This window comes from Sphingobium sp., from assembly GCF_003248505.1.
Taxonomy (GTDB): domain Bacteria; phylum Pseudomonadota; class Alphaproteobacteria; order Sphingomonadales; family Sphingomonadaceae; genus Sphingobium.
On the sequence record NZ_QFOA01000009.1, the window covers coordinates 45,893 to 69,871 of the forward strand.

A 23,979-nucleotide genomic window follows, 5' to 3' on the forward strand; every position below is an offset into this window, starting at 1 on the left:
CTAGTCACCCGGAAAAGGGCTCATTGCGGCTTTTGCGGCGTCGCTATGCCTGCGTCAAGCATGGCGGAGGGTGCATAATGCGGCCAAGAGGTCTAGGAAGGACAGAATCGACCGGTGCAGCGTCGATCTCGACCAACGACACGCAAAGGACCCTTTCCGCATGACCAGCCCTGCACTGGCGGCCATCGCCGCGCTTCCCAAGGCCGATCTCAAGTCCATCTTCGACACCGACGCAGGCCGGCTCGAAAAAATGGTGCTGACGCAGGGGCCGCTCCGTTTCGACTGGTCCAAGACGCATCTGACCGACGATCTCATGGCGGGATTCATTTCGCTGGCGCAGGCGCAGGGCTTCGCGCAGCAGCGGGACGCCCTGTTTTCGGGCTTTGCGGTCAACAATACCGAAGGACGTGCAGCCGAACATCCCGCCGAACGGGGGGAAGGCAATGCCGACAGCGTCGCCCGGGCAAAGGTGCTGCATGGGCGGATGCGCGCGCTGATCGACGCGATCGAGGCGGGCGCGTTGGGAGACATCCGCCACATCCTGCACATCGGGATCGGGGGATCGGCGCTCGGCCCCAAGCTGATCGTCGATGCGCTGGATGGCGACGGCGTGCGGTATGACGTTGCCATCGTTTCGAATGTCGATGGCACCGCGCTGGAAAGGGCTATTTCGGATTTCGATCCGCATGCGACGCTGATCGCCGTCGCTTCCAAGACCTTCACGACCACCGAAACGATGCTGAACGCGGCGAGTGCGATCAACTGGCTGGTCGAGTCGGGCGTCGACGATCCCTATGGAAAGGTGATCGCGCTGACCGCCGCGCCTGACAAGGCGATCGAATGGGGTGTGGATGAAACGCGCATCCTGCCATTCTCGGAATCCGTGGGGGGGCGCTATTCCCTCTGGTCGTCCATCGGCTTTCCGGCGGCGCTGGCGCTCGGGTGGGACGCGTTCGAGAGCCTGCTGGAAGGCGCGGCGGCCATGGACCGCCATTTCCGCCTGTCCGCCCCGCACGAGAATGCGCCGCTGATCGCCGCTTTCGTCGATCAATATTATACCGGCGTGCTCGGTTGCCAGACGCGCGCGCTGTTCGCTTATGACGAGCGGCTGGCGCTACTACCCTCCTATCTTCAGCAGTTGGAGATGGAGAGCAATGGCAAGAGCGTGAAGCGCGACGGAACGCCCGTGGACGGGCCTACAGCGCCCATCACCTGGGGCGGCGTCGGCACCGATGCCCAGCATGCGGTTTTCCAGTTGCTACATCAGGGCACTATCCTGACGCCGGTCGAATTCATCGCGTCTATCGAGCCGGGAAACACGCTCGACCCCGCGCATCATCGTGCGCTGCTCGTCAATTGCTTCGCGCAGGGCGCGGCGCTGCTGCGAGGTAAGGAGAACGCAGACGATCCGGCGCGCGCCTATCCTGGCAACCGACCGTCGACCACCATCCTGATGGATGACGTGACGCCCGAGGCGCTGGGGGCACTGATCGCATTCTACGAACATCGCACCTTCGCCAATGCCGTACTGATGGGAATCAACCCCTTCGACCAGTTTGGGGTCGAGTTGGGCAAGGAAATCGCAAGGTCCATCGAAGCGAACGGACCGACCGGGTTCGATCCGTCTACCATGGCCCTGATCGATCTGGCCCTGGGCGAAGGCTGACCGGCGCGCACTTCCCGTTTGTAACTCGCCCGCTCACTCGCCATATCCGCCCGACACAAGCGGAGGCCTTCTATGAGCGAGTTCGACTACGACCTTTTCGTCATCGGTGCGGGGTCCGGCGGGGTGCGCGCGTCGCGCGTCGCGGCGGCGCATGGCGCAAAGGTCGCGGTGGCGGAGGAATATCGTGTCGGTGGCACCTGCGTCATCCGAGGCTGCGTTCCCAAGAAACTGCTTATCTATGGCGCGCACTTTGCCGAGGATTTGAAGGATGCGCGCCGCTTCGGTTGGAATGTGCCCGATTGCGGGTTCGAATGGACGACGCTGCGCGACAATGTGCTGGCTGATGTCGACCGGCTCGAAGGACTGTATGGCAATACGCTTTCCAGCCACAAGGTCGAGCTTATCAAGGACCGCGCCACCATCACCGGACCCCATGGTGTGAAGCTATCGAGCGGGCGGGAAGTGACGGCCAAGGTCATTCTCGTTGCAACCGGGGCCTGGCCCGTGGTGCCGGAAGTGGACGGCGCCGAGCATGGCATTACCTCCAACGAGGTGTTCCATCTCGATCAATGCCCCAGCCGCATCGTCATCGTGGGTGGTGGCTACATCGCCAATGAATTTGCCGGTATCTTCCACCAGTTCGGTGCGCATGTGACGATGGTCAATCGCGGCAGCGACCTGCTGCGGGGATATGATACGCAAATCCGCGACCGGCTGCTTCAGATTTCCATGACCAAGGGCATCAATTTCCGTTTCAACGCGAAGATGGAGCGCATCGAAAAGAATGAGGACGGCACGCTATGCGTCCGGTTCGAAAGCGGCGATCCGGTCGCGGCTGACGTGGTCCTGTTCGCCACCGGACGCAGGCCCCATTCCGATGGGCTCGGGCTGGAAAACGCGGGAGTCGAAGTCGACGACAAGGGTGCGATCAAGGTCGACGATTACAGCCGCACGACATGCGAAAGCATCTACGCGGTCGGCGACGTGACGGACCGGTTGCAATTGACGCCGGTAGCCATTCGTGAGGGCCATGCCTTTGCCGATACTGTATTCGGCGACAACCCGCGCAAGGTGGATTACAATTGCGTTCCCTCCGCCGTGTTCAGCCACCCGCCGCTAGCCGCCGTCGGGCTGACGGAAGCGGAGGCGAAGAACAAATATGGGACGGTAAAGGTCTACACGTCCGATTTCCGACCGATGAAAAACGTGCTGGCCAACCGCGATGAGCGGGCGCTCTACAAGATGATCGTGGACGCCACGAACAACAAGGTCGTTGGGCTGCACATGATCGGCCCGGATGCTCCGGAAATCCTTCAGGCTGCCGCTGTTGCCGTGAAGGCGGGACTTACCAAGCAGGATTTCGACGACACAATGGCGCTGCATCCCAGCATGGCGGAGGAATTGGTGCTCCTCAAATAAAGCGGTTCAACTCAGGCGGTCGACGGCTTCGGCGTCCAGGCCGCCTGGGATGATCATGAGCGGGCAGGGCAGTTTGCCGACGTCGGGCCCGGCAAAGTGAGTGACCAGTTTGCCGGGGTTACCTGAGGCGGCTGCGCCCAGAACGAGCGCGGCGACATCGTCCATTTCGTCAAGCGTCTTGCGAACCACTGCCACGGCTTCCCCCTGGCGAACGGTGATGCTGGGACGGATACCGGATTCGTCGGACAGCGTGCCTGCCGCGCTTGTTACCAGCGCTTCGGCGCGTTGCAGCGCTTCGTCTTCCATCGTCGCCTGGACGCCGCCCCACTGTACGAATTCGGCGGGCGGGATAAGCGCCAGAATGCGAACCGCGCCGCCCGTCTTGGCCGCGCGCCGCGCCGCGAAGCGCAGCGCGGTTTCGGCCTCTGGCGATTCGTCCACTACGACCAGATATGTGCGCACTCGGCATCGTCCCCATTATGGAATTTCGGGTTTCCTGAGGGGCCCCCGAAGCTCCTTGAACCTATAAGGTGAAATGTGGGCCATAATCTGGCCTTGCGCAAGGCGTTGCTTGACCGATCCGGCGAATGGGTGGAAACGGGGCGTCAAAATGGCGAATGCCGCATAATCATGAAGAGGCCCCACCCATGAGCAAGACGATCCAGATGCCTGCCCTTTCCCCGACGATGGAGGAAGGAACGCTGGCCAAATGGCTGGTGAAGGAGGGCGATACGGTCTCTTCGGGCGATCTTCTGGCGGAAATCGAGACCGACAAGGCCACCATGGAGTTCGAGGCGGTCGACGAGGGTATTGTCGCCAAGATTCTGGTTTCCGAAGGATCGGAAGGCGTAAAGGTCGGCACCGTAATCGCGATCATCGCCGAAGAGGGCGAAGACGTTGCCGAGGCTGCGTCGAGCGCTGGAGAAGGCACTAAGGCATCACCGGCGCCGAAGGCAGATCCCGTGCCGGAGAAGGCGGAAGAAGCGCCCGCGCCCAAGGCCGACGCGGTGCCGGAAAAGCCCGCCGCCGCTCCGTCGTCCGGCAATCGCGTGAAGGCCAGCCCGCTGGCTCGCCGCCTTGCCGAAGCCAAAGGGATCGACCTGGCGGGCGTCAAGGGCACAGGTACCAACGGCCGGATCGTGAAAGCGGACATCGACGGCGCGAAGCCCGGCGCTGCACCTGCGTCTTCCGCCCCTGCCGCCGCCGCTGCACCCGCACCTGCTGCGGCGTCAGCACCCACCACCCAGGCGGCCCAGGATTTCGGCATTCCGCATGAAGTCATCAAGCTCAACGGTATGCGCAAGACGATTGCGCGCCGCCTCACCGAATCCAAGCAGCAGGTGCCGCATATCTACCTCACCGTCGATATCCGGATCGACAAACTTCTCAAGTTGCGCGGAGAGCTGAATGCGGGCCTCGAAAGCCGCAAGGTGAAGCTCTCCGTCAACGATCTGCTGATCAAGGCGCTGGCCGTCGCGCTGGTTCAGGTGCCCGAATGCAATGTGCAGTTCGCGGGCGACCAGATGTTGCAATTCAAGCGTGCCGACATCTCTGTCGCCGTTTCCATCCCCGGCGGGCTTATCACGCCGATCGTCACCGAAGCCGACGGCAAGGGCGTCGCCGCCATCTCGACCGCGATGAAGGATCTTGCCTCGCGCGCCAAGGAAGGGAAGCTCAAGCCGGAAGAATATCAGGGCGGCACGGCCTCGCTTTCGAACATGGGCATGTTCGGCATCAAGCAGTTCGAAGCCGTCATCAATCCTCCGCAGGGCATGATCATGGCCATCGGCGCGGGTGAGAAGCGGCCCTATATCGTCGACGACGCGGTGCAGATCGCGACCGTCATGTCGGCCACCGGCAGCTTCGACCACCGTGCCATCGACGGCGCGGATGGCGCACGGCTGATGCAGGTGTTCAAGGAACTGATCGAAAACCCGATGGGCCTCCTCGCCTGATGGGGCATATCGACGAACAGCCACCAGCAACGAGTCCGGCTGTGCGCGTGATCGCCATGCCCGCCGATACCAATCCTTACGGGGATATCTTCGGCGGGTGGCTGATGAGCGTGATGGACTCGGCGGCTGGTTCGGTGGCGGCGCGCCACAGCCATGGCCGTGCCGTCACCATCGCGGTCGAGGGCATGACCTTCCTGCGCCCGGTGGTGGTCGGCGATGAGGTTTCGGTCTTCGCAACCCTTAAATCCGTCGGGCGCACGTCGATGAAGATCGACGTGGAAGCGTGGCGCCGCACCCGCCATGACGACCGCAGTTATCGCGTAACACGCGCGACTTTCACTTTCGTGGCGATCGGCGAGGATCGCCAGCCCCGTTCCGTGCCGCCGCTTACGGCAGAGTAAGAGAGAAGACATCATGGCTGAGAATTACGATCTCATCGTTCTGGGTTCCGGTCCCGGCGGCTATGTCGCGGCGATTCGCGCGGCGCAACTGGGCCTCAAGACCGCAATCGTCGAGCGCGAGAATTTGGGGGGCATCTGCCTTAACTGGGGCTGCATTCCGACGAAAGCGCTGCTGCGCTCGGCTGAAATCTACCACTATATGCAACATGCCGGCGACTACGGTTTGGCGGCGGAAAAGATCAGCGCTGACATCGCAGCCGTGGTCAAGCGTTCGCGCGGCGTCGCCAAGCAACTCAATCAGGGCGTTACGCACCTGATGAAGAAGAACAAGATCGCCGTGCACATGGGCGAGGGCAAGCTGACAGGAAAAGGCAAGCTGTCCGTTACGAAGGACGGCAAGACCGAGGAACTGACCGCAAAGAACATCATCCTCGCGACCGGGGCCCGTGCGCGCGACTTGCCGGGCACGCCAGCGGACGGCAAGCGCGTGTGGACATATCGCCACGCCATGACGCCGCCTGAAATGCCCACCAAGCTGCTTGTCATCGGATCCGGCGCGATCGGGATCGAATTTGCCAGCTTCTACAACGATATGGGCGCGGACGTGACGGTCGTCGAGATGATGGACCGCATCGTCCCCGTGGAAGACGCGGACGTATCCGCCTTCCTCGAAAAGGCGCTGAAAAAACAGGGCATGACCATCATGACCGGTGCTGCCGTCAGCGGCATCGAAGTGACGGACAAGGGCGTGTCGACAAAGCTGAAGGACAAGTCGGGCAAGGAGAGCACCGGCGAATTCAGCCATATGATCGCCGCCATCGGCATTGTCCCCAATACTGCCGATATCGGCCTTAAGGAAATGGGCGTTGCTGTGGACGATCGCGGTTTCCTCAAGACGGACGAAATGTGCCGTACCAATGTCGAGGGGCTTTGGGCCATCGGCGACATCACCGCTCCGCCATGGCTGGCGCACAAGGCGAGTCACGAGGGCGTGATCGCCGCCGAGGCGATTGCGGGCAAGCATCCGCACGCGATGGATGCGCGCAACATTCCGGGTTGCACCTATTGCCACCCACAGATCGCCAGCGTCGGCCTGACCGAAGCCAAGGCGAAGGAAGCGGGCTATGACGTTAAGGTCGGGATGTTCCCTTTCATCGGCAACGGCAAGGCAATCGCGCTCGGCGAGGCGGAAGGTTTTACCAAGACCGTGTTCGACGCCAAGACCGGCGAGTTGCTGGGCGCTCACATGATCGGCGCGGAAGTGACCGAGATGATCCAGGGCTATACCATCGGCAAGACGTTGGAGACGACCGAGGCGGAACTGATGCACACCGTCTTCCCGCACCCGACGATTTCGGAATCGATGCATGAAAGCGTGCTCGCCGCATATGGGCGTGCGCTCCATATCTGACCGGTGTCTATCGCCGGCAAAAGGCGCGGGGGCTTTCGTCCTCGCGCTTTTTTGCGTGCTGCTGATCGCGACGATGCAGAGAGCGGGGTGGCTCGATGGTTTGAACGTCGGGTTGATGGCGGCCTGTGGCCGGGCGCGGGATACGGTGTTGGGCGGTCACATCACGACGGTGATGCGCCTTGCTTCCGCCATTGGCGGGACGGCGGGGCGGCTGGCATTGCTCGGCGTGTTTCTGGCCCCGTTGGCGTGGTTCGGGCGGTGGAGGTCGGCGCTGTGGCTGGCGCTGACGATTGCATTTGGGACTGCCCTCAACCTGGTACTGAAGCAGATTTTTGCAGCGCCCCGCCCTGACCTGCTACCGCATCTGGATATCGTCCATAGCTACAGTTTCCCCAGTGGCCATGCGGCTGGCAACATGATGATCTTTGGCGCGCTGGCGATGCTAGCCGGAACGCGGAGGGCCTTTGCGGCTGCCGCCGCAATGATCGCGCTCATCGGGGTCAGCCGTGTATGGCTGGGGGTCCACTGGCCGAGCGATGTCAGCGCCGGATGGATCGAGGGGGCTGGCTGGCTGGCCTTGTGCAGTATCTGGCTACCATCGGGGCGACGGAAGGACGAGGGTGCGCGCAACGCTGCCATGCGGGGGCATCCCGTCGCGGGTGACGAAACCGTGAACCCAGAAACTGTCGAACGCGGTCACCGCCGCGATCATCGATAGGGGAATGGCGCTCAACATACGCAGTCGCGCCGCGCCGCGCCATCCGCGCTCGGGCGAGAGCGCAAGTAGGACGAGCGGCAGGACGGGCAGGAAATAACGTCCCTGCGTGCCCTGGATATAGTCCGCGCCAAGTGGAGTGCCGGTCAGATACATGGCGGTTTCGATAAGCAGCGCGACGCCGATTGCGACCGCCAGCCACCAGAGCCGCTGCCCGATCCCGAACCGCACGCCTGCACCGCTCAGGATGCTGGCCCCGAGCATCAGGAAAGCGAGCGGATAGGCCAGCATGGGCATCAGGATCGCGTTCCATCCGAAACGACCCACGATTTGAAGCATATAGACAGGCACACGCTCCCGCACGCTGTCGGCGAGGAGACGGGCAAACCCGGTCGGATCGGCGACGATGAGAGCAAGCTGGTCGCGCAAAGGCGCGGTCATCGTCGTTTCACCGGTCTTGCGTGACTGGATGTGATAAAGCGCCTGACTGCCGCCCGACATCTGCATCCACATCACGAAGGCGATTGCACCGATCGCCATTGTCGCGCCGATAATCGGGAGCCTTCTGTCCTGCCTGAGCAAAGGCCAGTGCAGCCCTGCGGCGAGCATCGGTAGATAGACCCCTTTGCACAACGCCAGCAGCGGACCGGTTACGATCAGCGCGGCCGAATGCCCCCGCGTCGCTCCGCCGACCCCTATGCGCAGAGCAAGTGACAGCCCGAGAAACCCCAGCCCATTGATGATCGCGTCGGGCGAAAGCGATCCGGTCTGATAGGCGAAGGTCGGCAGCAGAGCGACGCCCAGCATCGCGTTGCGACCGAAGGGCAGTAGCCGAAGCGCGGCGAACAATAATGCCAGTCCGGTCAGGGCATTGACGAAGCGCCCTGCATAGAAGGCATGAATCCATGGCAAACCGGCCCAGCGACCCAGCAGGATTCCCGCACTGCCCGGCGCGTAGAGCGTCGGGGAATAGCTGGCGACATTGGGAAAATCGCCGAAGCTGCGGCCCGGACGTCCCTCATCGGCTGCGGCGCTGCGGGCTAGTGCGTCTCGGTGGAACCGGCGCAGTATCGGCGGTCCTTCGGTGGGGAAGTCGGCAGCGTGAATGGCATGGGCGGCGTGGGGTAGATCGGCCCCGATCATCGCGCCACGCTTGCGCGTGAGCACGCCTCCCTCCGAAAGGGCCAGCGCCTTCATATAATGCTGGTTCTCGTCGGGGGCCTGAAAAGGTGGCGTGACGATTACGAAAAACATCGTGACAGCGACGATCAAGCCCAGCAGCCACTTTTCCGGTCCAGTCCATATCGATGGACTTATCCCGGTCGAACGCCCTGCGCCTTTCAGTCCTGCCCGCTCTTCCCGCATGACCGCTGCCCTAGAGCGGCGGGCTTAATATTTCGCGACGATTGTCGGATGTTTCCGGTGCGCGAAAGCGCCTTCGCTTACTCCTCGGGCAGTTCCGTGCCTACAGGAGGATGCAACCGCAACCGGGTCACGCGTCGACCGTCGCTTGCGACGATTTCCAGTTTCCACCCGCTTTCAGGATGATTCAGTATCTCGCCTGGCACGGGAACCCGGCCTGCCAGCACGAATGCGAGGCCGCCCAGCGTATCCACATCTTCCTCGACATCTGCCAGCCTGGGATCGACATCCTTGGCCACGTCGTCCAGTTCCGCCCGCGCGTCGGCTTCCCACAGGCCGCCGTCGAGCGGGATCAGCATCGCTTCGGGCGCGTCGTCATGCTCGTCCTCGACTTCCCCGACGATTTCCTCGACCAGATCCTCGAATGTCAGCAGGCCTTCGGTGCCCGAATATTCGTCGAGCACGATGGCGAGGTGGGTGCGTTTGGCGCGCATCTCCGCCAGAAGGTCCAGCGCACCCATGCTTTCGGGCACGTAAAGCGGCTGGCGGATGAGCGGCTCAAGCGTCTCGGGCACCGCAGTTTTCCCCGCCAGAATAGCGAAGGCGTCGCGAATGTGGATCATCCCCACGATGGTATCGAGATTTTCGCGATAAACGGGAATACGGCTGTGCCCCGCCTCAGCGAAAAGAGCCGCCAGTTCATCGAAGCTCGCTTTTTCCTCGATGGCGACGATGTCAGCGCGTGGCACCGCGACATCGTCAACCGTATGTTCGGAAAAATGCAGGAGGTTGCGCACCATCTGCCGTTCGATGGCGGAAAGATCGCCCTTGGCCGGGACCGCGCCGTCGCTGCCCTGGCTGTCCTCATCATATTCGTCGAGCGCTTCTTCCAGTTCCTTACGAAGACTGGTCTCCTCGCCCTCGCCGAAGAGGAGCGACTTGATGCCGCTCCATATGCCGCCTTCGCTGCTACTGTCCGCTTCTTTCGAAGTGGTGCCGTCGTCAGCCATGATGTCTTTCAATCCCCTAGTTGCCGGTCCCCATAGGGATCGGAAAGCCCAAGCGACGCCAGCGCCGCAATTTCCAGCGCTTCCATCGCTTCGGCCTCATTGTCGTCCATATGGTCATAACCGAGCAAATGAAAAGTGCCGTGAACGATAAGGTGGGTGGCATGATCCGCGACAGGCACGCCCTTATCCGCCGCTTCGGCGACGCACACTCCCTCGGCTAACACGATATCGCCGAGCAGCACTTCGCCATCGTCGGTATTTGCCGTCGCCTGAAGCAGGTCGTCCTGCACCATCGGAAAGGAGAGGACGTTGGTGGGCTTGTCCTTGTCGCGATAGGCACGGTTGAGATTGTGGACTTCCTCGTCGGACGTCAGTTTGACTGCGATTTCGTAAAAGGTCCGGTCGTGCGCGAAATGCGCATAGGGGCTGTGCGCAATCGCCGCCGCAACGGCTCGCTGCGCCAGCAAATCCCAGTCCGCCTGAGGCCAGCCGCCTTCATGAAGCAAAGCAACCTCTATCACGCATCCGGCCCTTCATAGGCCTGCACGATCCGACCGACGACCGGATGCCTCACGACATCGCCGATGCCGAAGGGCACCATGGCGATGCCGTCCACGCCCTGAAGCCGTGCCACGGCATCCGCGAGGCCCGACACGCCGGGCTGCGGCAGATCGACCTGCTTGGGATCGCCGCACACAACCATGCGGCTCCCTTCGCCAAAACGGGTGAGGAACATCTTCATCTGCGCAATGGTGGTGTTCTGCGCTTCGTCGAGCACGATGAAGGCATTGGCGAGTGTGCGACCGCGCATGAAGGCGAGTGGCGCGATCTCGATCTCGCCACTGGCGATCCGCCGCTCGACCTGCTCGGCAGGCAGCGTATCGTACAATGCATCGTAGATCGGGCGTAGATAGGGGTCGACCTTCTCCTTCATGTCGCCCGGCAGAAATCCCAGTCGCTCGCCAGCCTCCACCGCCGGTCGTGAGAGGATGAGCCGGTCCACGCTGCCGGAGATCAACTGGCTCACTGCCTGCGCCACGGCCAGGTAAGTCTTGCCCGTGCCTGCCGGTCCCAGCGCGAAGATGATGTCGTTGCGAGTGAGTGCCTCCATATAGGTCACCTGAGTCGCCGACCGTGGGACGATGGTCTTCTTGCGCGTGCGGATCATGACCTTGGGCGGTTCGGCTACGTCCTGGCGGATGATGCCGTCCAGTGTCGGTTCGGAAGACATGGCGATCACCGCCTCAACCGCGCCGGTGTCGATTTCCTGCCCCGCAACGATGCGATTGTAGAGCCCGGTCATCACGTCGCGCGCCCGCGCCGCCGCTTCGGCTTCGCCCTCGATCTGAAGCTTGTTGCCGCGCGCTGCGATATAGACGCCCAAACGGTTTTCGATCGCGACGAGGTTCTGGTCATATTGTCCGAACAGCGTCGTGAGCAGATGGGGGCGGTCGAATGTGACTTCGAGCCGGGCGCGCTCTGCCGCGTCGGTGCGATGCTGGCTGGGTTTCTTAGGCATTCAGCGGCCTCCCTTGCTCGTCTTTTTCCCTCTTCTCGCCACAAATGGCGTTCGATCGGGGGAACGGGTTCCCGCAGAAACGGGATTGACGAGGCTTTGGTTCAAGCGGCCTTCCTCCTGCTGAGTTCACCGGCCAGACTATTGGGACCGGCACTGACGATATCGACTTCAACCATGTCGCCGATGGAAAGCTCCGGCGCGGTTACAACCACCGATTGGAGCCAGGGCGATTTTCCGATGAGCTGGCCGGGATGGCGGCCCTTGCGCTCCAGCAGGATCGCGGTGGTGCGGCCCACCGTCGCGGCATTGAATTCCGCCTGATGTTGATTGATGAGCGCCTGAAGCCGGGCAAGCCGGTCGTCCATCACGTCTGCCGGGATCTGACGATCCATATCGGCCGCCGGGGTGCCCGGGCGGGGGCTGTATTTGAAGGAATAGCATTGCGCATAGCGCACTTGCTCGACGATCCTGAGCGTATCTTCGAATTCGGCATCCGTTTCGCCGGGGAAGCCGACGATGAAGTCGCCGGACAACGCGATGTCGGGCCGGGCGTTTCGCACTTGCTCGACTATGCGCAGATAGCTGTCGGCGCTGTGGCTGCGGTTCATCGCTTTCAGAACGCGGTCGTTGCCCGATTGCACGGGAAGGTGGAGGAAGGGCATGAGCTTTTCCACCTCGCCGTGCGCGGCGATGAGCCCCTCGCTCATGTCGTTGGGGTGGCTGGTCGTGTAGCGGATGCGCTTCAAGTCGGCGATCTTCGCCAATTCGCGCACCAGGCCATCCATGCCCTGTGTCCGACCCTTGTCGTCTTCGCCGGTCCAGGCGTTGACGTTTTGGCCGAGCAGCGTGATCTCCCGCGCGCCGCCGTCGACCAGTGCTTTGGCTTCATCGACGATGGCGCTCCAACCGCGGCTGATTTCCGCTCCGCGGGTATAGGGGACGACGCAATAGGTGCAGAATTTGTCGCATCCTTCCATGATGGTCAGGAAAGCGGTGGGGCGCGCCTGCTTCGTGCGCGCAGGCAGGGCGGCGAACTTCGATGCCAGCGGCATGTCGGTGTCCACCGCCACGTCGCCTCGCCCTGCCTTGCCGATGAGGTCGGGCAGGCGGTGATACGCCTGCGGGCCGACGACGATATCGACGCTGCGCGCCCGCCGCTGGATTTCGCCGCCTTCCGCTTGCGCGACGCATCCGGCCACCGCGATCATCGGCCGGGTACCGTCTTCCCGCGTCAGCCGTCCGATATCCGAATAGACCTTGTCCACAGCCTTTTCACGAATGTGGCAGGTGTTGAGGATGACGAGGTCCGCCTCCGCGCCCTCCGCTGCCGGGGTCATGCCCTGCGTGCCCAGCATTTCCGCCATCCGCTCGCCATCGTAAACGTTCATCTGGCAGCCGAAGGATTTGACGTGGAAGGTCTTCGGCTCGGTCGTGGCAGGCTTGCGGGGCGCGTCGTTACGATTCATGGGATCGAGCTATACAGAGGGGACATGCGGAGCGGAAGGGCGCTGATGCGTGGCGATGCTTTGAGCGATCCGCTCCCGCGCGAGCGCCGCGATCTCTTTGCGATCGGTACAGGCGGAGGGATCGAACGGATCGAGGAAACGGATGACGACGGGAACGGTGCCCTTGCGCCCCAGTACCCGCATTGCGTTCGCGCCCGCCGCCTCCTCGCCGACCCAGGCGATGCCCTGCGTCGCGTCACCGTAATCGATGTGCACCGGCTGGATCATCACGGGGCGGGGCGGGGGCAGCAGCACCGCCAGCAACGCGGGCTTGAACGGCAGAAGCGTGCGTCCGTCGCCTGTGGTGCCTTCGGGGAAGAGCGCAATCGGCTGATGCCCCAGCATCGCGTCACGCAACGCTTCGATCTGGGAAGACAGCGCACCGCGCCGCTCGCGGGAAACGAACAGCGTATTGTTCTGCGCCGCAAGCCATCCGATTGCAGGCCAGCGCGCCACATCGTCCTTGGAGACGAAGGCCGAACCTGTCGCACCGCCCAGAGCCAGAATGTCGATCCAGCTGACATGATTGGCCAGAATGAAGATGTCGCCGGTATGCCGGCAGCCTTCCACGCGCACGCGCGCGCCGACCGAGCGGGCCGCCATTGCGAGGAACCGTCGCGGCCAGTGCGAACGGAGGCCCAACACCCGCGACATCAGGTGCAGGGGAAGGCACAGGAGCAGACTCGCGATCAGCGACCCGATCCGGCTCCAGCGACGAAGCGTGCCCAAGCGCGATCAGTTCTTCCGTTCGAGCGCCACGCCGTAGAGTTCCATCCGGTGATCGACCAGGCGGAAACCCAGTTTTTCGGCGATCTGCTTTTGAAGCTGTTCCAGTTCAGGATCGACGAATTCGATGACATTGCCGGTTTCGACGTCGATCAGATGGTCGTGGTGCGATTCCGGTGCCGCTTCGTAACGGGCACGTCCGTCACCGAAATCGTGCCGTTCCAGAATGCCGGCTTCCTCGAAAAGGCGCACGGTACGATAGACGGTGGCGATGGAAATGCCCGGGTCGATCGCCGCCGAACGCTTGTGCAATTCCTCGACGTCGGGATGGTCGATCGCGTCGCTCAACACCTGTGCGATCACGCGCCGTTGTTCGGTGATGCGCAACCCTTTTTCATGGCACAGGGCTTCGACGTCGATTTTGCGGTTCATGAACGCTCGCTTGTTGATCCGGCTAAAAGTCGGACAAGCCTAGACGCTTTTGCCAGAACAGGAAAGGGCGCATGGTCGATGCGCCCTTTCGATAAATCGCCTTTGGTGCCCGTCGATTACTTTGCGACGCGCGCCCGGCGGCGCTTGGTGCCAAGGCCGATCTTTTTGGCAAGGCTGCGACGCTGCTCTGCATAGTTGGGCGCGACCATAGGGTAATCGGCGGGCAGTCCCCATTTGGCGCGATAATCGTCAGGCGTCATCTGATAATGGGTCATCAGGTGCCGCTTCAGCATCTTGAGCTTTTTCCCGTCCTCCAGGCAAATGATATAGTCCGGCTTTACGGACGAGCGGACCGATACCGCGGGTTCGAGCTTCACTTCCGGGGCGGGAGCGGGTTGGCTAAGGCCCGCCAGTGCGGCGTGAACATTCTGAATTAGGGAAGAAACGTCAGATACAGCGACACTGTTGTTCGACACATGTGCCGCGACGATGTCCGACGTCAAAGTAATGAGCAACTCGCTCTGAGCAGATCCGGTTTCCATATTCTGTTTCCTGCGAAGGCTGGATTTGTGCGACCCGCCCAAGGAGGAATGTTTCTGGAGCGGTACGATATGCGTTAAACCGCAACCACCGAGTTCGCAAGCTGCTATCCCTTCAGATCAGCATATCGACACGAAAACTCAGTGCATCGTGAAGTTGCCCGTCATTGCCGCGATAGTAACCCGGGCGGCGATGGACATATTCAAATCCGCATCTCTCATAAAGTTGTATGGCTTTGTTGTTGGCGCGAACCTCCAGATTCATTGAGGTAATTCCGCGACGGCGTGCGTGGGACAGACTGTCTTGCAACAAGGAAAGGCCAACACCGCGTCCGCGCCAGAGCGGCGCAACCGCCAACAGCAGCAATTCGCATTCGTCCAGCACCGACCGGATCAGCGCGAAACCGAGCGGCGCTGCATCGAGCCGCGCTACGGTGAGCCACGTGCCCGGCATGGTCATCACCCCGGCCAGCTGGGGCAGGGTCCACGCTTCCCCGAACATGGGGTCGAAAGCGCTGTCCATGACCTCCATCGCGTCGGCCATGGCGTTTCGGTCGGTATCCTCGTAGCGGTCCAGGCTGATACCCGGCATCATGACGCAGCGCGCTCCGCCATTGTCATCGCATCGGCTCCGCGCCCATATATCGGACTGGGCGGAAGTGGGGGCAGATCCGCAATCAAGGCGTAATTCCCGGCATCGGGGTAAAGAGTAACGGCGGTTCCGGCGCCGCGCGCCGTCACCAGCGCCTCCGCCCCGGTTCCGTAAAAGACAGGCGCATCGAGTTGTTGGGCAAGATCGGCGATGGCCGTCGAAGCGACCGGCGCAACCGGCACGCGTCCGCTGTCATCGAAGGCCTGCCAGAATAATTCGCCATGGCCACCTGTCATTGTCACGACAAGGGGGCCGCCTTCATGCTGCCGTGCCGCCTGCGCGGCGATCAGCGCGGGCGTGCTGTATCCACGGACCTGAACGCCCCACGCCAGCGCCAGCGCCCTTGCCGCCGCTATGCCGATGCGCACGCCGGTGAAACTGCCAGGCCCGACCGCGACGGCGATTGCATCGGCGCGACCGCCATCGGGCAGGGCGGCAATGGCGGGAAGCAACGCCTCGGCATGGCCGCGACCGACGATGTCATGAAAAGCATCGATCAGATTGCCATCGTCCAGCAGGGCAACGGACAAGGCCTGTGTCGCTGTGTCGATCACCAAAAGGCGCAAGCAAAACTCCCGTCAGGCGGTCACAGGATCGCAACCGGCATCGCGGTTAGTGCATCGGGTCGATTTTGCCAAATGTCCAGACGGTCAGACAGCGCGCACTTCCGTCACTTCGGGCACATAATGCTTGAGCAGCTGCTCGATACCGTTTTTAAGCGTCGCGCTGGATGACGGGCAACCCGCGCAAGCACCCTGCATCTTCAGGTACACCGTGCCTTTGTCGAAACCGCGATAGACGATATCGCCGCCGTCATTGGCTACCGCAGGGCGAACGCGCGTTTCTATAAGGTCGCGTATCTGATCGACGATTTCGGCATCTGCGGGATCGTCGGCAAACTCGTCCCCGTCATCGACCGGCACGCTGATGCCCGCCGCGCTCCCCGGTGCGAACAAGGGCATGTTCGCGGAAAAATGATCGAGCAACGTGGCGAGCACGTCGGGCTTCACCCCGCTCCATTCCGCGCCGGGCGCAATCGTCACCGATACGAAATCGCTGCCGAAGAACACGCCGGTCACATCCCCGAGCCTGAACAGCGCGTTCGCCAGAGGCGAGGCTTCCGCGTCTTCGGGGCTGGCAAAGTCGCGGGTGCCGCTGCCTCCCATCACTTCCCGTCCCGGAAGGAACTTGATGGTGGCGGGGTTGGGCGTCAGTTCTGTCTCGATCAGCATGGGTGCCATTTGGCGATGCACGCGCCCAAGATCAAGCGGTTCGGAACTTCGCGCGCGCCTGTCGATTGGGGAGGGCAAGCGTCAAGGAGAAGATGATGTCTACAGAAGATGACATTCGCGAACGTTTCTGGTCTGAGCTTTCGGCCAGTCCCTTTCTGATGGTGGGCCTTGCGGGCAGCACCGAGCATAGCCTGCCGATGACGGCGCAGCTCGATCCGAATGCCAACCATTGCTTCTGGTTCTATACGTCGAAGGATAATCGCCTTGCCCCCGGCGGTCCGGCGATGGCGCAATTTTCCGCCAAGGATCACAATCTCTTCGCGTGCGTCGAAGGAACGCTCTCACCCGAAACCGACCCTGCGATCATTGACCGTTACTGGTCCAAGCAGGTCGAAGCCTGGTATCCGCAGGGTCGTGAAGACCCCAGCCTGTTGATGCTCCGGTTCGACCTTGGCAATGCCGAAATCTGGCGTGCCGATATGTCTTTGACGGGCGTATTCAAAATGATGTTCGGCGGCGACGTGCGTTCCGAAATGAAGGGCAAGCACGCCGAAGTGTCGCTCTGATCCTCGATAAATGACGTGAGCGGCCCGGCTAGTCCGGGCCGCTTGCTTTTCATCGGCGCATCGTCCATATGCGCCAAGCGCAGCGGACGGCTTATAAAAGCCCATCAGCGATTGGTAGCGTGATCGTCCCGGCCCGCAAAGGGCAGGACCGGCCAATGACAAGTCTGCGCAAAGCTGTTTGAGGCTTCCCTTTTCACGCGGGTCGTTTCGTAACCCGCCCTGCGCCCTTGCTGCGTTCATTCGCACCAGGTCGGCGCCCGGCCGACTTGTGAGCATTATCCCATGGAATTTACCGAACTTGGCCTTTCCGAGCCGATCCTGAAGGCGCTTGCCGCCAAGAAATACGCCAATCCCACTCCCATCCAGCAGAAGGCGATCCCTGTCCTGCTGGAAGGCCGCGACCTGTGCGGCATCGCGCAGACCGGCACCGGCAAGACCGCGGCCTTCGCGCTCCCCAGCCTCGATTATTTCGCCCGCAATCCCAAACCCACGCCGATGCTGGGCTGTCGGATGCTGGTGCTGTCGCCGACGCGTGAACTGGCCGCGCAAATCGCGCAGAGCTTCCGCGATTATGGCCGCTTCATGAAGCTGTCGGTCGAAACCGTTTTCGGCGGCGTGCCGATCAACAAGCAGATCCGCGCCCTGTCACAGGGTGTCGACATCGTCGTCGCCACGCCGGGCCGCCTGCTCGACCTCATCGACCAGCGTTGCTTTACCATCAAGGACACGGAAATTTTCGTCCTCGACGAAGCCGACCAGATGATGGACATGGGCTTCATCCATCCGCTGAAGCGGATTGCGAAACTGCTGCCGCGCGACCGTCAGAATCTGTTCTTTTCGGCCACCATGCCCAAGGAGATCGAATCGCTTGCGGGCCAGTTCCTGAACGATCCGGTCAAGGTCAGTGTCGCACCCCAGTCAACCACGGCGGAACGCGTGCGCCAGCAGGCGACCTTCGTCAATCAGGCGGAAAAGCAGGCGCTGCTGCACATCGTGCTCAAGACCGAGGATATCGACCGCGCGCTCATCTTCACCCGGACCAAGCATGGCGCGGACCGCGTCGTGCGCTTCCTCGAAGGTGCCGGTATTCAGGCTTTCGCGATCCACGGCAACAAGAGCCAGGCGCAGCGCACGACCGCGCTTCAGGCGTTCCGTCAGGGGCATTGCAAGCTGTTGGTCGCGACAGACATCGCGGCGCGCGGAATCGACGTTTCGGGCGTCAGCCACGTCATCAACTTCGAAATCCCCAACGTCGCCGAACAATATGTCCACCGCATCGGTCGCACCGCCCGCGCCGGGGCGGAAGGCGTCGCGATCAGCTTCGTGGCGGATGACGAGCGGCCCTACCTCAAGGCTATCGAGAAGGCGACTCGCGTGAAGCTCGACATCGCGCCGCTGCCCGAAAACTTCATGGAGGCGGTGCGCAACCTTCCCAAACCCGCTGCGCCGCGCAAGGGGCCGAGCCAGTCCCCGGCTCAGCAGGCTCGCCGTGCCGAGGGGCAACGCCGCTATCAGGACGGGCAAAAGGCTCAGCGCGGTGCGCCCGACAAGGCTCACCGCAGCGAAGGCGATGGTGCGAAGAAGCCGTTCCGCCGTCGTCGTGGCGGCGGCGGAGCCGTCGGTGCGCACAAGGGCGCTGTGCAGCGGACCGGCGCGCCGCGCTGATCTGCCCCATCGTGCCGCCTGCCCCGCTCGACCGGGGCGGGCGGCGTCGATCGTGACGGCCATGGCGCATTTGTCAGTGGCCATTCAGAAATAGGACGCTAGGCTGATTGTCTATGCGTTCATTGACCCGCCGTTCGGCCGCTTCGCTCTCCATTCTTGCCATTCTCCTTTCGGGGACGCCGGTGCCGACCATGGCGCAGACGGCGAAGGCGTCCGCCGCCGGCCCGCAAAGCGCCGCCGCTGCGCAAACGCGGCCATGGCTTTACGAAAACAGCGATGTGCCGATCGATCCGGCCTGGCATTTCGGAACGCTCCCCAACGGCTTGCGCTACGCGATCCGACGCAACGGCGTCCCGCCAGGGCAGGTCGCGATCCGGTTGCGGGTCGATGCGGGATCTTTGATGGAGCAGCCCGACGAACTGGGCTTCGCTCATTTTATGGAACATCTTTCCATGCGCGGGTCGCGCCACGTGCCCGATGGCGAGTCCAAGCGCATCTGGCAACGGCTGGGCGTCAGCTTCGGCAGCGACAGCAACGCGCAGACGACGCCGACCGGCACCACCTATGCGCTCGATCTGCCTCAGGCGACGCCCGCGACCCTTGGCGAGAGCATGAAAATCCTCGCAGGCATGATGACCGATCCGAACATCGTCGATAGCGCGGTGAATGCGGAACGCGCCGTGGTCCTCGCGGAAAAGCGGGAAGGCGACGGCCCGCAGATGCGCCTCTCCGACGCCAGTCGTCAGCATTTCTTTGCAGGGCAGCCATTGGCCGACCACGCGCCCATCGGCACGGTCGCGACCCTGAACGCCGCCACCGCAGCGAAGCTGGAGGCGTTCCATCAACGCTGGTATCGGCCTGAAAACACGGTGATCTCCATCGCGGGGGACATGGATCCGGCGGTCATGGAACAGATAATGAAGGACCAGTTTGCCAGTTGGTCTCCGCCGGGTAAGGGCGCCCCGATTCCCGATTTCGGCATGCCCGATCCAAGTCAGCCCGCCACCCGTGTCGTGGTGGAACCGGGCGTCCCGCTTGCCCTGACGCTCGCTTGGGTGCGGCCCTGGAAGCCGCATGCCGACACCATCCTCTACAATCAGGAAAAACTCACCGACATGCTGGCGCTTCAGATCGTCAGCAGGCGGCTGGAGCGCGCGGCGCGCGCGGGCGGGAGCTTCCTTCAGGCGGGTGTCGATCAACAGGATATCAGCCGCTCTGGCGACGGCACGTTCCTCAGCATCACGCCCACCGGCGACGATTGGGAAAAGGCGCTGACGGACGTGCGCGCCATCGTAGAGGATGCGAAGGCATCCCCTCCAAGCCAGGCGGAGATCGACCGCGAATATGCGCAGATGGACACAGCGCTCGCGATCCAGGTCGAGAATGCGGACACCGAAGCAGGCGCGAAGCAGGCAACCGATCTGGTCGGGGCGGTCGATATTCGCGAAACAACCGTCAGCCCGCAGGCCGCGCTCGACATCTTCCGCTCCGGCAAGCCGACGATGACGCCGGACAAAATCCTGCAATCCACGCGCCGCCTGTTTTCCGCCGGGGTGTTCCGGGCGATGATGACCACCGGCAAGCCGATGCCCGGCGTCGACGCGCGCCTTGCCGCCGCCGTTTCCGCTCCGGTAACGGCGAACACGGCTGCGCGGCTGTCGGACAAGGCCGTGACAATGGACGATCTGCCCAAATTCGGCCCGGCGGCGACCGTCGTATCGCGCAAGCCCATCGGCCTGCCCGGGATGGAAGAGATCACATTTTCCAACGGCGTCAAGTTGACCCTTTTTGCCAATGACGCGGAAACGGAAAAGGTGCGCATCAACGTGCGCTTCGGCCATGGCCAACAGGCCTTTTCCCCGACGAAGCCCGTAGCGAGTTGGGCGGGCGATTATGCCTTGGTGGCCAGCGGTATCGGAAAGCTGGGGCAGGGCGAAATCGACGAACTGACCAACGGTCGCAGAATCGGTATGGGTTTCACGGTCGATGACAGTGCCTTCGAATTTCAGGCGGTAACGCGCCCCGCCGATTACAAGGATCAACTGCGCCTCTTCGCCGCCAAGCTGGCTGAACCGGGATGGGACCCCGCACCGATCGCACGCGTCAAGACGGGCGCGGCGGTCGCTTACGGCGCGCTGTCCCGGTCGCCTGACGCCGTCCTCGGTCGCGATCTCAACTGGTTGCTCCATGACAAGGACGTGCGTTTTCGCACTCCCGATTTGCAGGAAATCAACGCTCTGACGCCAGAGGCCTTCCGCAAAACGTGGGAACCTGTTCTTGCGTCCGGTCCGATCGATATCCAGATTTTCGGCCAGGTGAAGGCGGAGGAGGCTATCCAGGCGGTGGCATCGACATTCGGCGCGCTTGCACCGCGTCCCGACACGCCTGTCCCCGCCGCCAATCGCGCGATGCGGTTCCCGAAGCATGTCGAGAAGCCCGTGGTCCTTCGACACACCGGTGACAAGGATCAGGCAGCGGCGGTCATCGCCTGGCCGACAGCGGGCGGCTTCGCCTTGCAAAAGGAAGCGCGCCAGCTCGAAATCCTGACCCAGATTTTCAACGATCGGCTGTTCGACAAGCTTCGGTCGACCGAAGGGGCGGCTTATTCCCCGAACGTTCAGAACAACTGGCCTTTTTCCTATGAGTCGGGCGGCTATATCCTGGTCACGAGTCAGGTGAGGCCTGACCGCATCGGCTATTTCTACGATGTGGTCAAAGCGACCGCAGCCGATCTTGCGAAAACGCCGGTCAGTGCCGACGAATTGCAACGTGCGGTCGCACCTATGCGACAATTGTTGGCGCGGGCGAGCACCGGCAACGCATTTTGGATGAACCAGATGGAAGGTTCGGCCCGCGATCCTCGCTATATTCAGGCGATGGGCAGCATGGCCAACGACCTTCTGTCCGTCACTCCCGCCCAAATTCAGGCGCTGGCCAAGAAATATCTCGTCCCGTCACGCAGCTGGTCGGCGGTGGTGGTGCCTGAAGGTACGAAGGGACAATAGTTGTCAGGCCGGCACCTGTTCTTCGAGCAGGTGCCGGTACAGCCTTACATATTCGAGATGGAGGTTGCGGATGGCCAGATCCTGCGCGTCCTCCGCAAGCTTCAGGTTCCGCGCAATCCTTTCCGCGAAATAGCTCTGGTCATATAGGCCGTGCTCCATCGTCACTCGCTCCTCGTCTGTCACGACCGGAGTGTAGGGGGCGCATTTTGCGATGCAGCACAAAAATAGCGCCGGTGCGCCCAAAGGAGGAGTAAGCGGGACGGGCAGCGAAGTGGTGTAAAAGTGGCCCTAAGCGGGTTCGGCGCTTTGAGTGATATTGCGCAACGCTTTGACGATCATGTGCGCGCTTTCCTTCGCGATCTGCGACCCCGCCATTTTCGAGCGCGACGTGCGGCGATGGCCGATGCCGAAGAGGCAGGCCAGAAGCAACTCTTCTGCCACGTCCAGCACATCGTCATTCAGTGCCGGGTTCGCGACGCAGGCGAAGTACCTTAATATCTCCTGAATGTCGGCGCACATTTTCGCGACGATATCGCCGACACGGTCCTGCCGCACACTCTCCGCCAGAATATCGAATCGAAGGCCGTCGTGATGCTCGGACACGCAATCGAGGAGGAGATGTTCGAACACCTGTTCGATCGTCAGCTTCCGATCGTCCAGCTGTTTCCGTAATTGCGCCAGCTGCGCGTTCCAGCTTCTCGCATCGTCCTCGACGATGGCACTAATGACATCTTCCTTGCTTTTAAAAAGCCTGTAAATCTGCCCCACAGACACCTGTGCCGTCACGGCAAGATCGGCCATGGGGGTCTGATGGAAACCACGATGGTCAAACAAAGTGCGAGCAGCGGCCAAAATGCGCTCACGGCTGTCTTTTCCATGCTGCGGTGCAACTTCTTTGTTCATTTCTGCGTTGTTGCCCCTTGAAATTTGTGGGTCGGCAAAATATTTGAACGACCAAGCGGAATGAATGTTCATTCTGCATATATGATAAATCCAGATACGGGAAGCACTCGATGCAACAGGGGACACTCATCGGCCTACTGGCGTGCGCGTCGGCCCTCGCCTTGACGGGCTGTCAAAAGGAGCAGCCGCCGGCACCGCCGCCGCCTGCGGTCGGCGTGGTCACGCTCCAGACGCAGACCGCACCGCTTTTCAACGAGCTTCCCGGTCGCGTGGTTGCCGTGGAAACCGCAGAAGTCCGCCCTCAGATCAGCGGTATCATCCGTCGCCGTCTTTTCTAGGAAGGCGGCAACGTCCGTGCCGGACAGTTGCTTTACGAGATCGACGACGCACCTTATCGCGCGGCGCTCGCACAGGCGCAGGGGCAGCTTGCTCGCGCCAATGCGGCGATCCGTTCCACCGGCCTGCAGGCGCAGCGTTACAAGGATCTGGTCGGCATCAACGCTGTCAGCCGCCAGGAATATGACGATGCCGCCGCCGCCGCACAGCAAGCACGCGCCGATGTTGCAGCGCAGCGTGGCGCGGTCCAGGCCGCGCAGGTCAATCAGAATTTCACCCGCGTGCGCGCGCCGATTTCCGGGAGGATCAGCAGGTCGCTTTTCACGCCGGGGGCTCTCGTGCAGGCCGGGCAGGCCGATCCGCTGACGACCATCCAGCGCACCGATACCGTCTACGTCGACGTCACGCAGTCGGCGGCCGACATCATCAACCTGCGGCAGGCGATGAAGGCCGGCAAGGTGGACGAGGCTGGCGGCGCGCGCATCCAGTTGCGGCTGCCAAACGGCAGTGTCTATCCTGTCGAAGGCCGCCTGCAATTCACCGAAGTGAATGTCGATCAGGCGTCCGGCGCTGTCACTTTGCGGGCCAGCTTCCCCAACCCTGACGGTATGCTGCTTCCAGGCATGTATGTTCGCGCCCGCCTGATCGAGGGCGAGCGTCCGCAGGCGATCCTTGCGCCGCAGCAGGGCATCACCCGCGACGCGCGAGGCCGCGCGACTGCTCTCGTCGTCGGCAAAAACAACAAGGTGGAAATGCGACAGGTCGAGGTCGACCGGATGGTCGGCGACAAGTGGATCGTCACGCAGGGCCTGAAATCGGGCGATCGCCTGATCGTCGAAGGCTTGATGGGCCTTCGCCCCGGATCGGTCGTGCGACCCGGTACGCCGCAGCAGGTGACGGCGGGCGCCAAGGATGGGGCAGGGGGCAATGCCGCCGCCGCAGCGGGCGGGGCCAAGTAAG

Annotated in this window: 22 protein-coding genes and 2 pseudogenes; 10 read left to right on the top strand and 14 right to left on the bottom strand. The window is 62.4% G+C overall.

What is annotated here, in order from left to right; genetic code table 11:
- Positions 1–160 precede the first annotated feature (160 nt).
- Together pgi and gor are read left to right on the top strand one after the other, a co-directional pair.
- Entirely contained in the window at positions 161–1,666 is a 1,506-nt protein-coding gene (pgi, locus tag DI606_RS05890; RefSeq protein WP_293980546.1) for a glucose-6-phosphate isomerase, read from the top strand.
- 72 nt (positions 1,667–1,738) lie between these two features.
- Complete coding sequence (gor, locus tag DI606_RS05895; protein WP_293980547.1) at positions 1,739–3,085, top strand: glutathione-disulfide reductase; 1,347 nt, start codon at positions 1,739–1,741, stop codon at positions 3,083–3,085.
- Between the two features lie 6 nt (positions 3,086–3,091).
- Here gor and DI606_RS05900 read toward each other — a convergent pair whose 3' ends face one another.
- Positions 3,092–3,547 carry a universal stress protein gene (locus DI606_RS05900; RefSeq protein ID WP_293980549.1) on the bottom strand — a complete coding sequence of 152 codons (456 nt, stop codon included), beginning with the start codon at positions 3,545–3,547 and terminating at the stop codon, positions 3,092–3,094.
- Positions 3,548–3,732: 185 nt separating this feature from the next.
- On the opposite strand from DI606_RS05900, the gene DI606_RS05905 reads away from it, so the two are divergent.
- The 4 genes and pseudogenes from DI606_RS05905 to DI606_RS20320 form a co-directional block, all read left to right on the top strand.
- Positions 3,733–5,040 (top strand): pyruvate dehydrogenase complex dihydrolipoamide acetyltransferase, encoded by a 1,308-nt coding sequence (locus DI606_RS05905; protein ID WP_293980551.1) that lies wholly within the window; start codon positions 3,733–3,735, stop codon positions 5,038–5,040.
- A complete protein-coding gene (locus DI606_RS05910; RefSeq protein ID WP_293980552.1) occupies positions 5,040–5,441 on the top strand; it encodes an acyl-CoA thioesterase in 402 nt (133 codons plus the stop codon). The genes DI606_RS05905 and DI606_RS05910 overlap by 1 nt, the downstream gene beginning before the upstream one ends.
- 13 nt (positions 5,442–5,454) lie before the next feature.
- Positions 5,455–6,852, top strand: coding sequence for a dihydrolipoyl dehydrogenase (gene lpdA / locus DI606_RS05915; RefSeq protein WP_293980553.1), 1,398 nt, complete (start codon positions 5,455–5,457; stop codon positions 6,850–6,852).
- Between the two features lie 172 nt (positions 6,853–7,024).
- Positions 7,025–7,390, top strand: a pseudogene (locus tag DI606_RS20320) (phosphatase PAP2 family protein); the annotation flags it as partial.
- A gap of 54 nt (positions 7,391–7,444) precedes the next feature.
- On the opposite strand, the gene DI606_RS05925 reads toward DI606_RS20320, so the two are convergent.
- The 11 genes from DI606_RS05925 to DI606_RS05975 form a co-directional block, all read right to left on the bottom strand.
- On the bottom strand, positions 7,445–8,821 hold the full coding sequence (locus DI606_RS05925; protein WP_293980599.1) for a DUF2142 domain-containing protein: 1,377 nt from the start codon (positions 8,819–8,821) through the stop codon (positions 7,445–7,447).
- 188 nt (positions 8,822–9,009) lie between these two features.
- On the bottom strand, positions 9,010–9,939 hold the full coding sequence (locus DI606_RS05930; RefSeq protein ID WP_293980554.1) for a hemolysin family protein: 930 nt from the start codon (positions 9,937–9,939) through the stop codon (positions 9,010–9,012).
- An 8-nt stretch (positions 9,940–9,947) separates the two neighbouring features.
- Positions 9,948–10,460: an rRNA maturation RNase YbeY gene (gene ybeY, locus DI606_RS05935; RefSeq protein WP_293980556.1), complete on the bottom strand. Its 513-nt coding sequence runs from the start codon at positions 10,458–10,460 to the stop codon at positions 9,948–9,950.
- Complete coding sequence (locus DI606_RS05940; protein ID WP_293980557.1) at positions 10,457–11,458, bottom strand: PhoH family protein; 1,002 nt, start codon at positions 11,456–11,458, stop codon at positions 10,457–10,459. Before DI606_RS05940 ends, ybeY begins: the two co-directional genes overlap by 4 nt.
- Positions 11,459–11,559: 101 nt before the next feature.
- Complete coding sequence (miaB, locus tag DI606_RS05945) at positions 11,560–12,924, bottom strand: tRNA (N6-isopentenyl adenosine(37)-C2)-methylthiotransferase MiaB (RefSeq protein WP_293980558.1); 1,365 nt, start codon at positions 12,922–12,924, stop codon at positions 11,560–11,562.
- Positions 12,925–12,933: 9 nt separating this feature from the next.
- Positions 12,934–13,692 carry a 1-acyl-sn-glycerol-3-phosphate acyltransferase gene (locus DI606_RS05950; protein ID WP_293980560.1) on the bottom strand — a complete coding sequence of 253 codons (759 nt, stop codon included), beginning with the start codon at positions 13,690–13,692 and terminating at the stop codon, positions 12,934–12,936.
- Positions 13,693–13,698: 6 nt separating this feature from the next.
- Positions 13,699–14,121, bottom strand: a complete 423-nt coding sequence (locus DI606_RS05955; RefSeq protein WP_293980562.1) for a Fur family transcriptional regulator — start codon at positions 14,119–14,121, stop codon at positions 13,699–13,701.
- 116 nt (positions 14,122–14,237) lie between these two features.
- Positions 14,238–14,663, bottom strand: a complete 426-nt coding sequence (locus tag DI606_RS05960) for a MucR family transcriptional regulator (protein ID WP_293980563.1) — start codon at positions 14,661–14,663, stop codon at positions 14,238–14,240.
- 112 nt (positions 14,664–14,775) lie between these two features.
- Positions 14,776–15,255, bottom strand: a complete 480-nt coding sequence (locus tag DI606_RS05965; RefSeq protein ID WP_293980564.1) for a GNAT family N-acetyltransferase — start codon at positions 15,253–15,255, stop codon at positions 14,776–14,778.
- Entirely contained in the window at positions 15,252–15,878 is a 627-nt protein-coding gene (gene tsaB / locus DI606_RS05970) for a tRNA (adenosine(37)-N6)-threonylcarbamoyltransferase complex dimerization subunit type 1 TsaB (RefSeq protein WP_293980566.1), read from the bottom strand. Before tsaB ends, DI606_RS05965 begins: the two co-directional genes overlap by 4 nt.
- 84 nt (positions 15,879–15,962) lie before the next feature.
- Positions 15,963–16,544: a NifU family protein gene (locus DI606_RS05975; protein ID WP_293980568.1), complete on the bottom strand. Its 582-nt coding sequence runs from the start codon at positions 16,542–16,544 to the stop codon at positions 15,963–15,965.
- Positions 16,545–16,639: 95 nt separating this feature from the next.
- Between DI606_RS05975 and DI606_RS05980 the strand changes: the two genes are divergently transcribed.
- The 3 genes from DI606_RS05980 (at position 16,640) to DI606_RS05990 (ending at position 21,780) form a co-directional block, all read left to right on the top strand.
- Positions 16,640–17,110: a pyridoxamine 5'-phosphate oxidase family protein gene (locus DI606_RS05980; protein WP_293980569.1), complete on the top strand. Its 471-nt coding sequence runs from the start codon at positions 16,640–16,642 to the stop codon at positions 17,108–17,110.
- A 282-nt stretch (positions 17,111–17,392) separates the two neighbouring features.
- Positions 17,393–18,775 (top strand): DEAD/DEAH box helicase, encoded by a 1,383-nt coding sequence (locus DI606_RS05985; RefSeq protein ID WP_293980571.1) that lies wholly within the window; start codon positions 17,393–17,395, stop codon positions 18,773–18,775.
- Between the two features lie 113 nt (positions 18,776–18,888).
- Positions 18,889–21,780 carry a pitrilysin family protein gene (locus DI606_RS05990; RefSeq protein ID WP_293980573.1) on the top strand — a complete coding sequence of 964 codons (2,892 nt, stop codon included), beginning with the start codon at positions 18,889–18,891 and terminating at the stop codon, positions 21,778–21,780.
- Positions 21,781–21,783: 3 nt separating this feature from the next.
- Here DI606_RS05990 and DI606_RS05995 read toward each other — a convergent pair whose 3' ends face one another.
- Both DI606_RS05995 and DI606_RS06000 read right to left on the bottom strand, forming a co-directional pair.
- Positions 21,784–21,939 carry a hypothetical protein gene (locus DI606_RS05995; RefSeq protein WP_293980575.1) on the bottom strand — a complete coding sequence of 52 codons (156 nt, stop codon included), beginning with the start codon at positions 21,937–21,939 and terminating at the stop codon, positions 21,784–21,786.
- Positions 21,940–22,068: 129 nt separating this feature from the next.
- On the bottom strand, positions 22,069–22,755 hold the full coding sequence (locus tag DI606_RS06000; protein ID WP_367119460.1) for a TetR/AcrR family transcriptional regulator: 687 nt from the start codon (positions 22,753–22,755) through the stop codon (positions 22,069–22,071).
- 38 nt (positions 22,756–22,793) lie between these two features.
- On the opposite strand from DI606_RS06000, the pseudogene DI606_RS06005 reads away from it, so the two are divergent.
- Positions 22,794–23,978 (top strand): annotated as a pseudogene (locus DI606_RS06005) (efflux RND transporter periplasmic adaptor subunit).
- The last annotated feature ends 1 nt before the right edge of the window (position 23,979 follow it).

Excerpts from the sequence above, each read along its gene's own strand:
- miaB (WP_293980558.1), bottom strand. The coding sequence starts at position 12,924 with ATGAATCGTAACGACGCGCCCCGCAAGCCTGCCACGACCGAGCCGAAG.
- DI606_RS05980 (WP_293980569.1), top strand. The coding sequence starts at position 16,640 with ATGTCTACAGAAGATGACATTCGCGAACGTTTCTGGTCTGAGCTTTCG.
- DI606_RS05925 (WP_293980599.1), bottom strand. The coding sequence starts at position 8,821 with ATGTTTTTCGTAATCGTCACGCCACCTTTTCAGGCCCCCGACGAGAAC.
- DI606_RS05985 (WP_293980571.1), top strand. The coding sequence starts at position 17,393 with ATGGAATTTACCGAACTTGGCCTTTCCGAGCCGATCCTGAAGGCGCTT.
- DI606_RS05975 (WP_293980568.1), bottom strand. The coding sequence starts at position 16,544 with ATGCTGATCGAGACAGAACTGACGCCCAACCCCGCCACCATCAAGTTC.
- DI606_RS05995 (WP_293980575.1), bottom strand. The coding sequence starts at position 21,939 with ATGGAGCACGGCCTATATGACCAGAGCTATTTCGCGGAAAGGATTGCG.
- DI606_RS05930 (WP_293980554.1), bottom strand. The coding sequence starts at position 9,939 with ATGGCTGACGACGGCACCACTTCGAAAGAAGCGGACAGTAGCAGCGAA.
- DI606_RS05955 (WP_293980562.1), bottom strand. The coding sequence starts at position 14,121 with ATGAACCGCAAAATCGACGTCGAAGCCCTGTGCCATGAAAAAGGGTTG.
- lpdA (WP_293980553.1), top strand. The coding sequence starts at position 5,455 with ATGGCTGAGAATTACGATCTCATCGTTCTGGGTTCCGGTCCCGGCGGC.
- DI606_RS05990 (WP_293980573.1), top strand. The coding sequence starts at position 18,889 with ATGCGTTCATTGACCCGCCGTTCGGCCGCTTCGCTCTCCATTCTTGCC.
- DI606_RS05960 (WP_293980563.1), bottom strand. The coding sequence starts at position 14,663 with ATGGAAACCGGATCTGCTCAGAGCGAGTTGCTCATTACTTTGACGTCG.
- gor (WP_293980547.1), top strand. The coding sequence starts at position 1,739 with ATGAGCGAGTTCGACTACGACCTTTTCGTCATCGGTGCGGGGTCCGGC.
- DI606_RS06000 (WP_367119460.1), bottom strand. The coding sequence starts at position 22,755 with ATGAACATTCATTCCGCTTGGTCGTTCAAATATTTTGCCGACCCACAA.
- DI606_RS05910 (WP_293980552.1), top strand. The coding sequence starts at position 5,040 with ATGGGGCATATCGACGAACAGCCACCAGCAACGAGTCCGGCTGTGCGC.
- DI606_RS05905 (WP_293980551.1), top strand. The coding sequence starts at position 3,733 with ATGAGCAAGACGATCCAGATGCCTGCCCTTTCCCCGACGATGGAGGAA.
- pgi (WP_293980546.1), top strand. The coding sequence starts at position 161 with ATGACCAGCCCTGCACTGGCGGCCATCGCCGCGCTTCCCAAGGCCGAT.
- DI606_RS05965 (WP_293980564.1), bottom strand. The coding sequence starts at position 15,255 with ATGATGCCGGGTATCAGCCTGGACCGCTACGAGGATACCGACCGAAAC.
- DI606_RS05940 (WP_293980557.1), bottom strand. The coding sequence starts at position 11,458 with ATGCCTAAGAAACCCAGCCAGCATCGCACCGACGCGGCAGAGCGCGCC.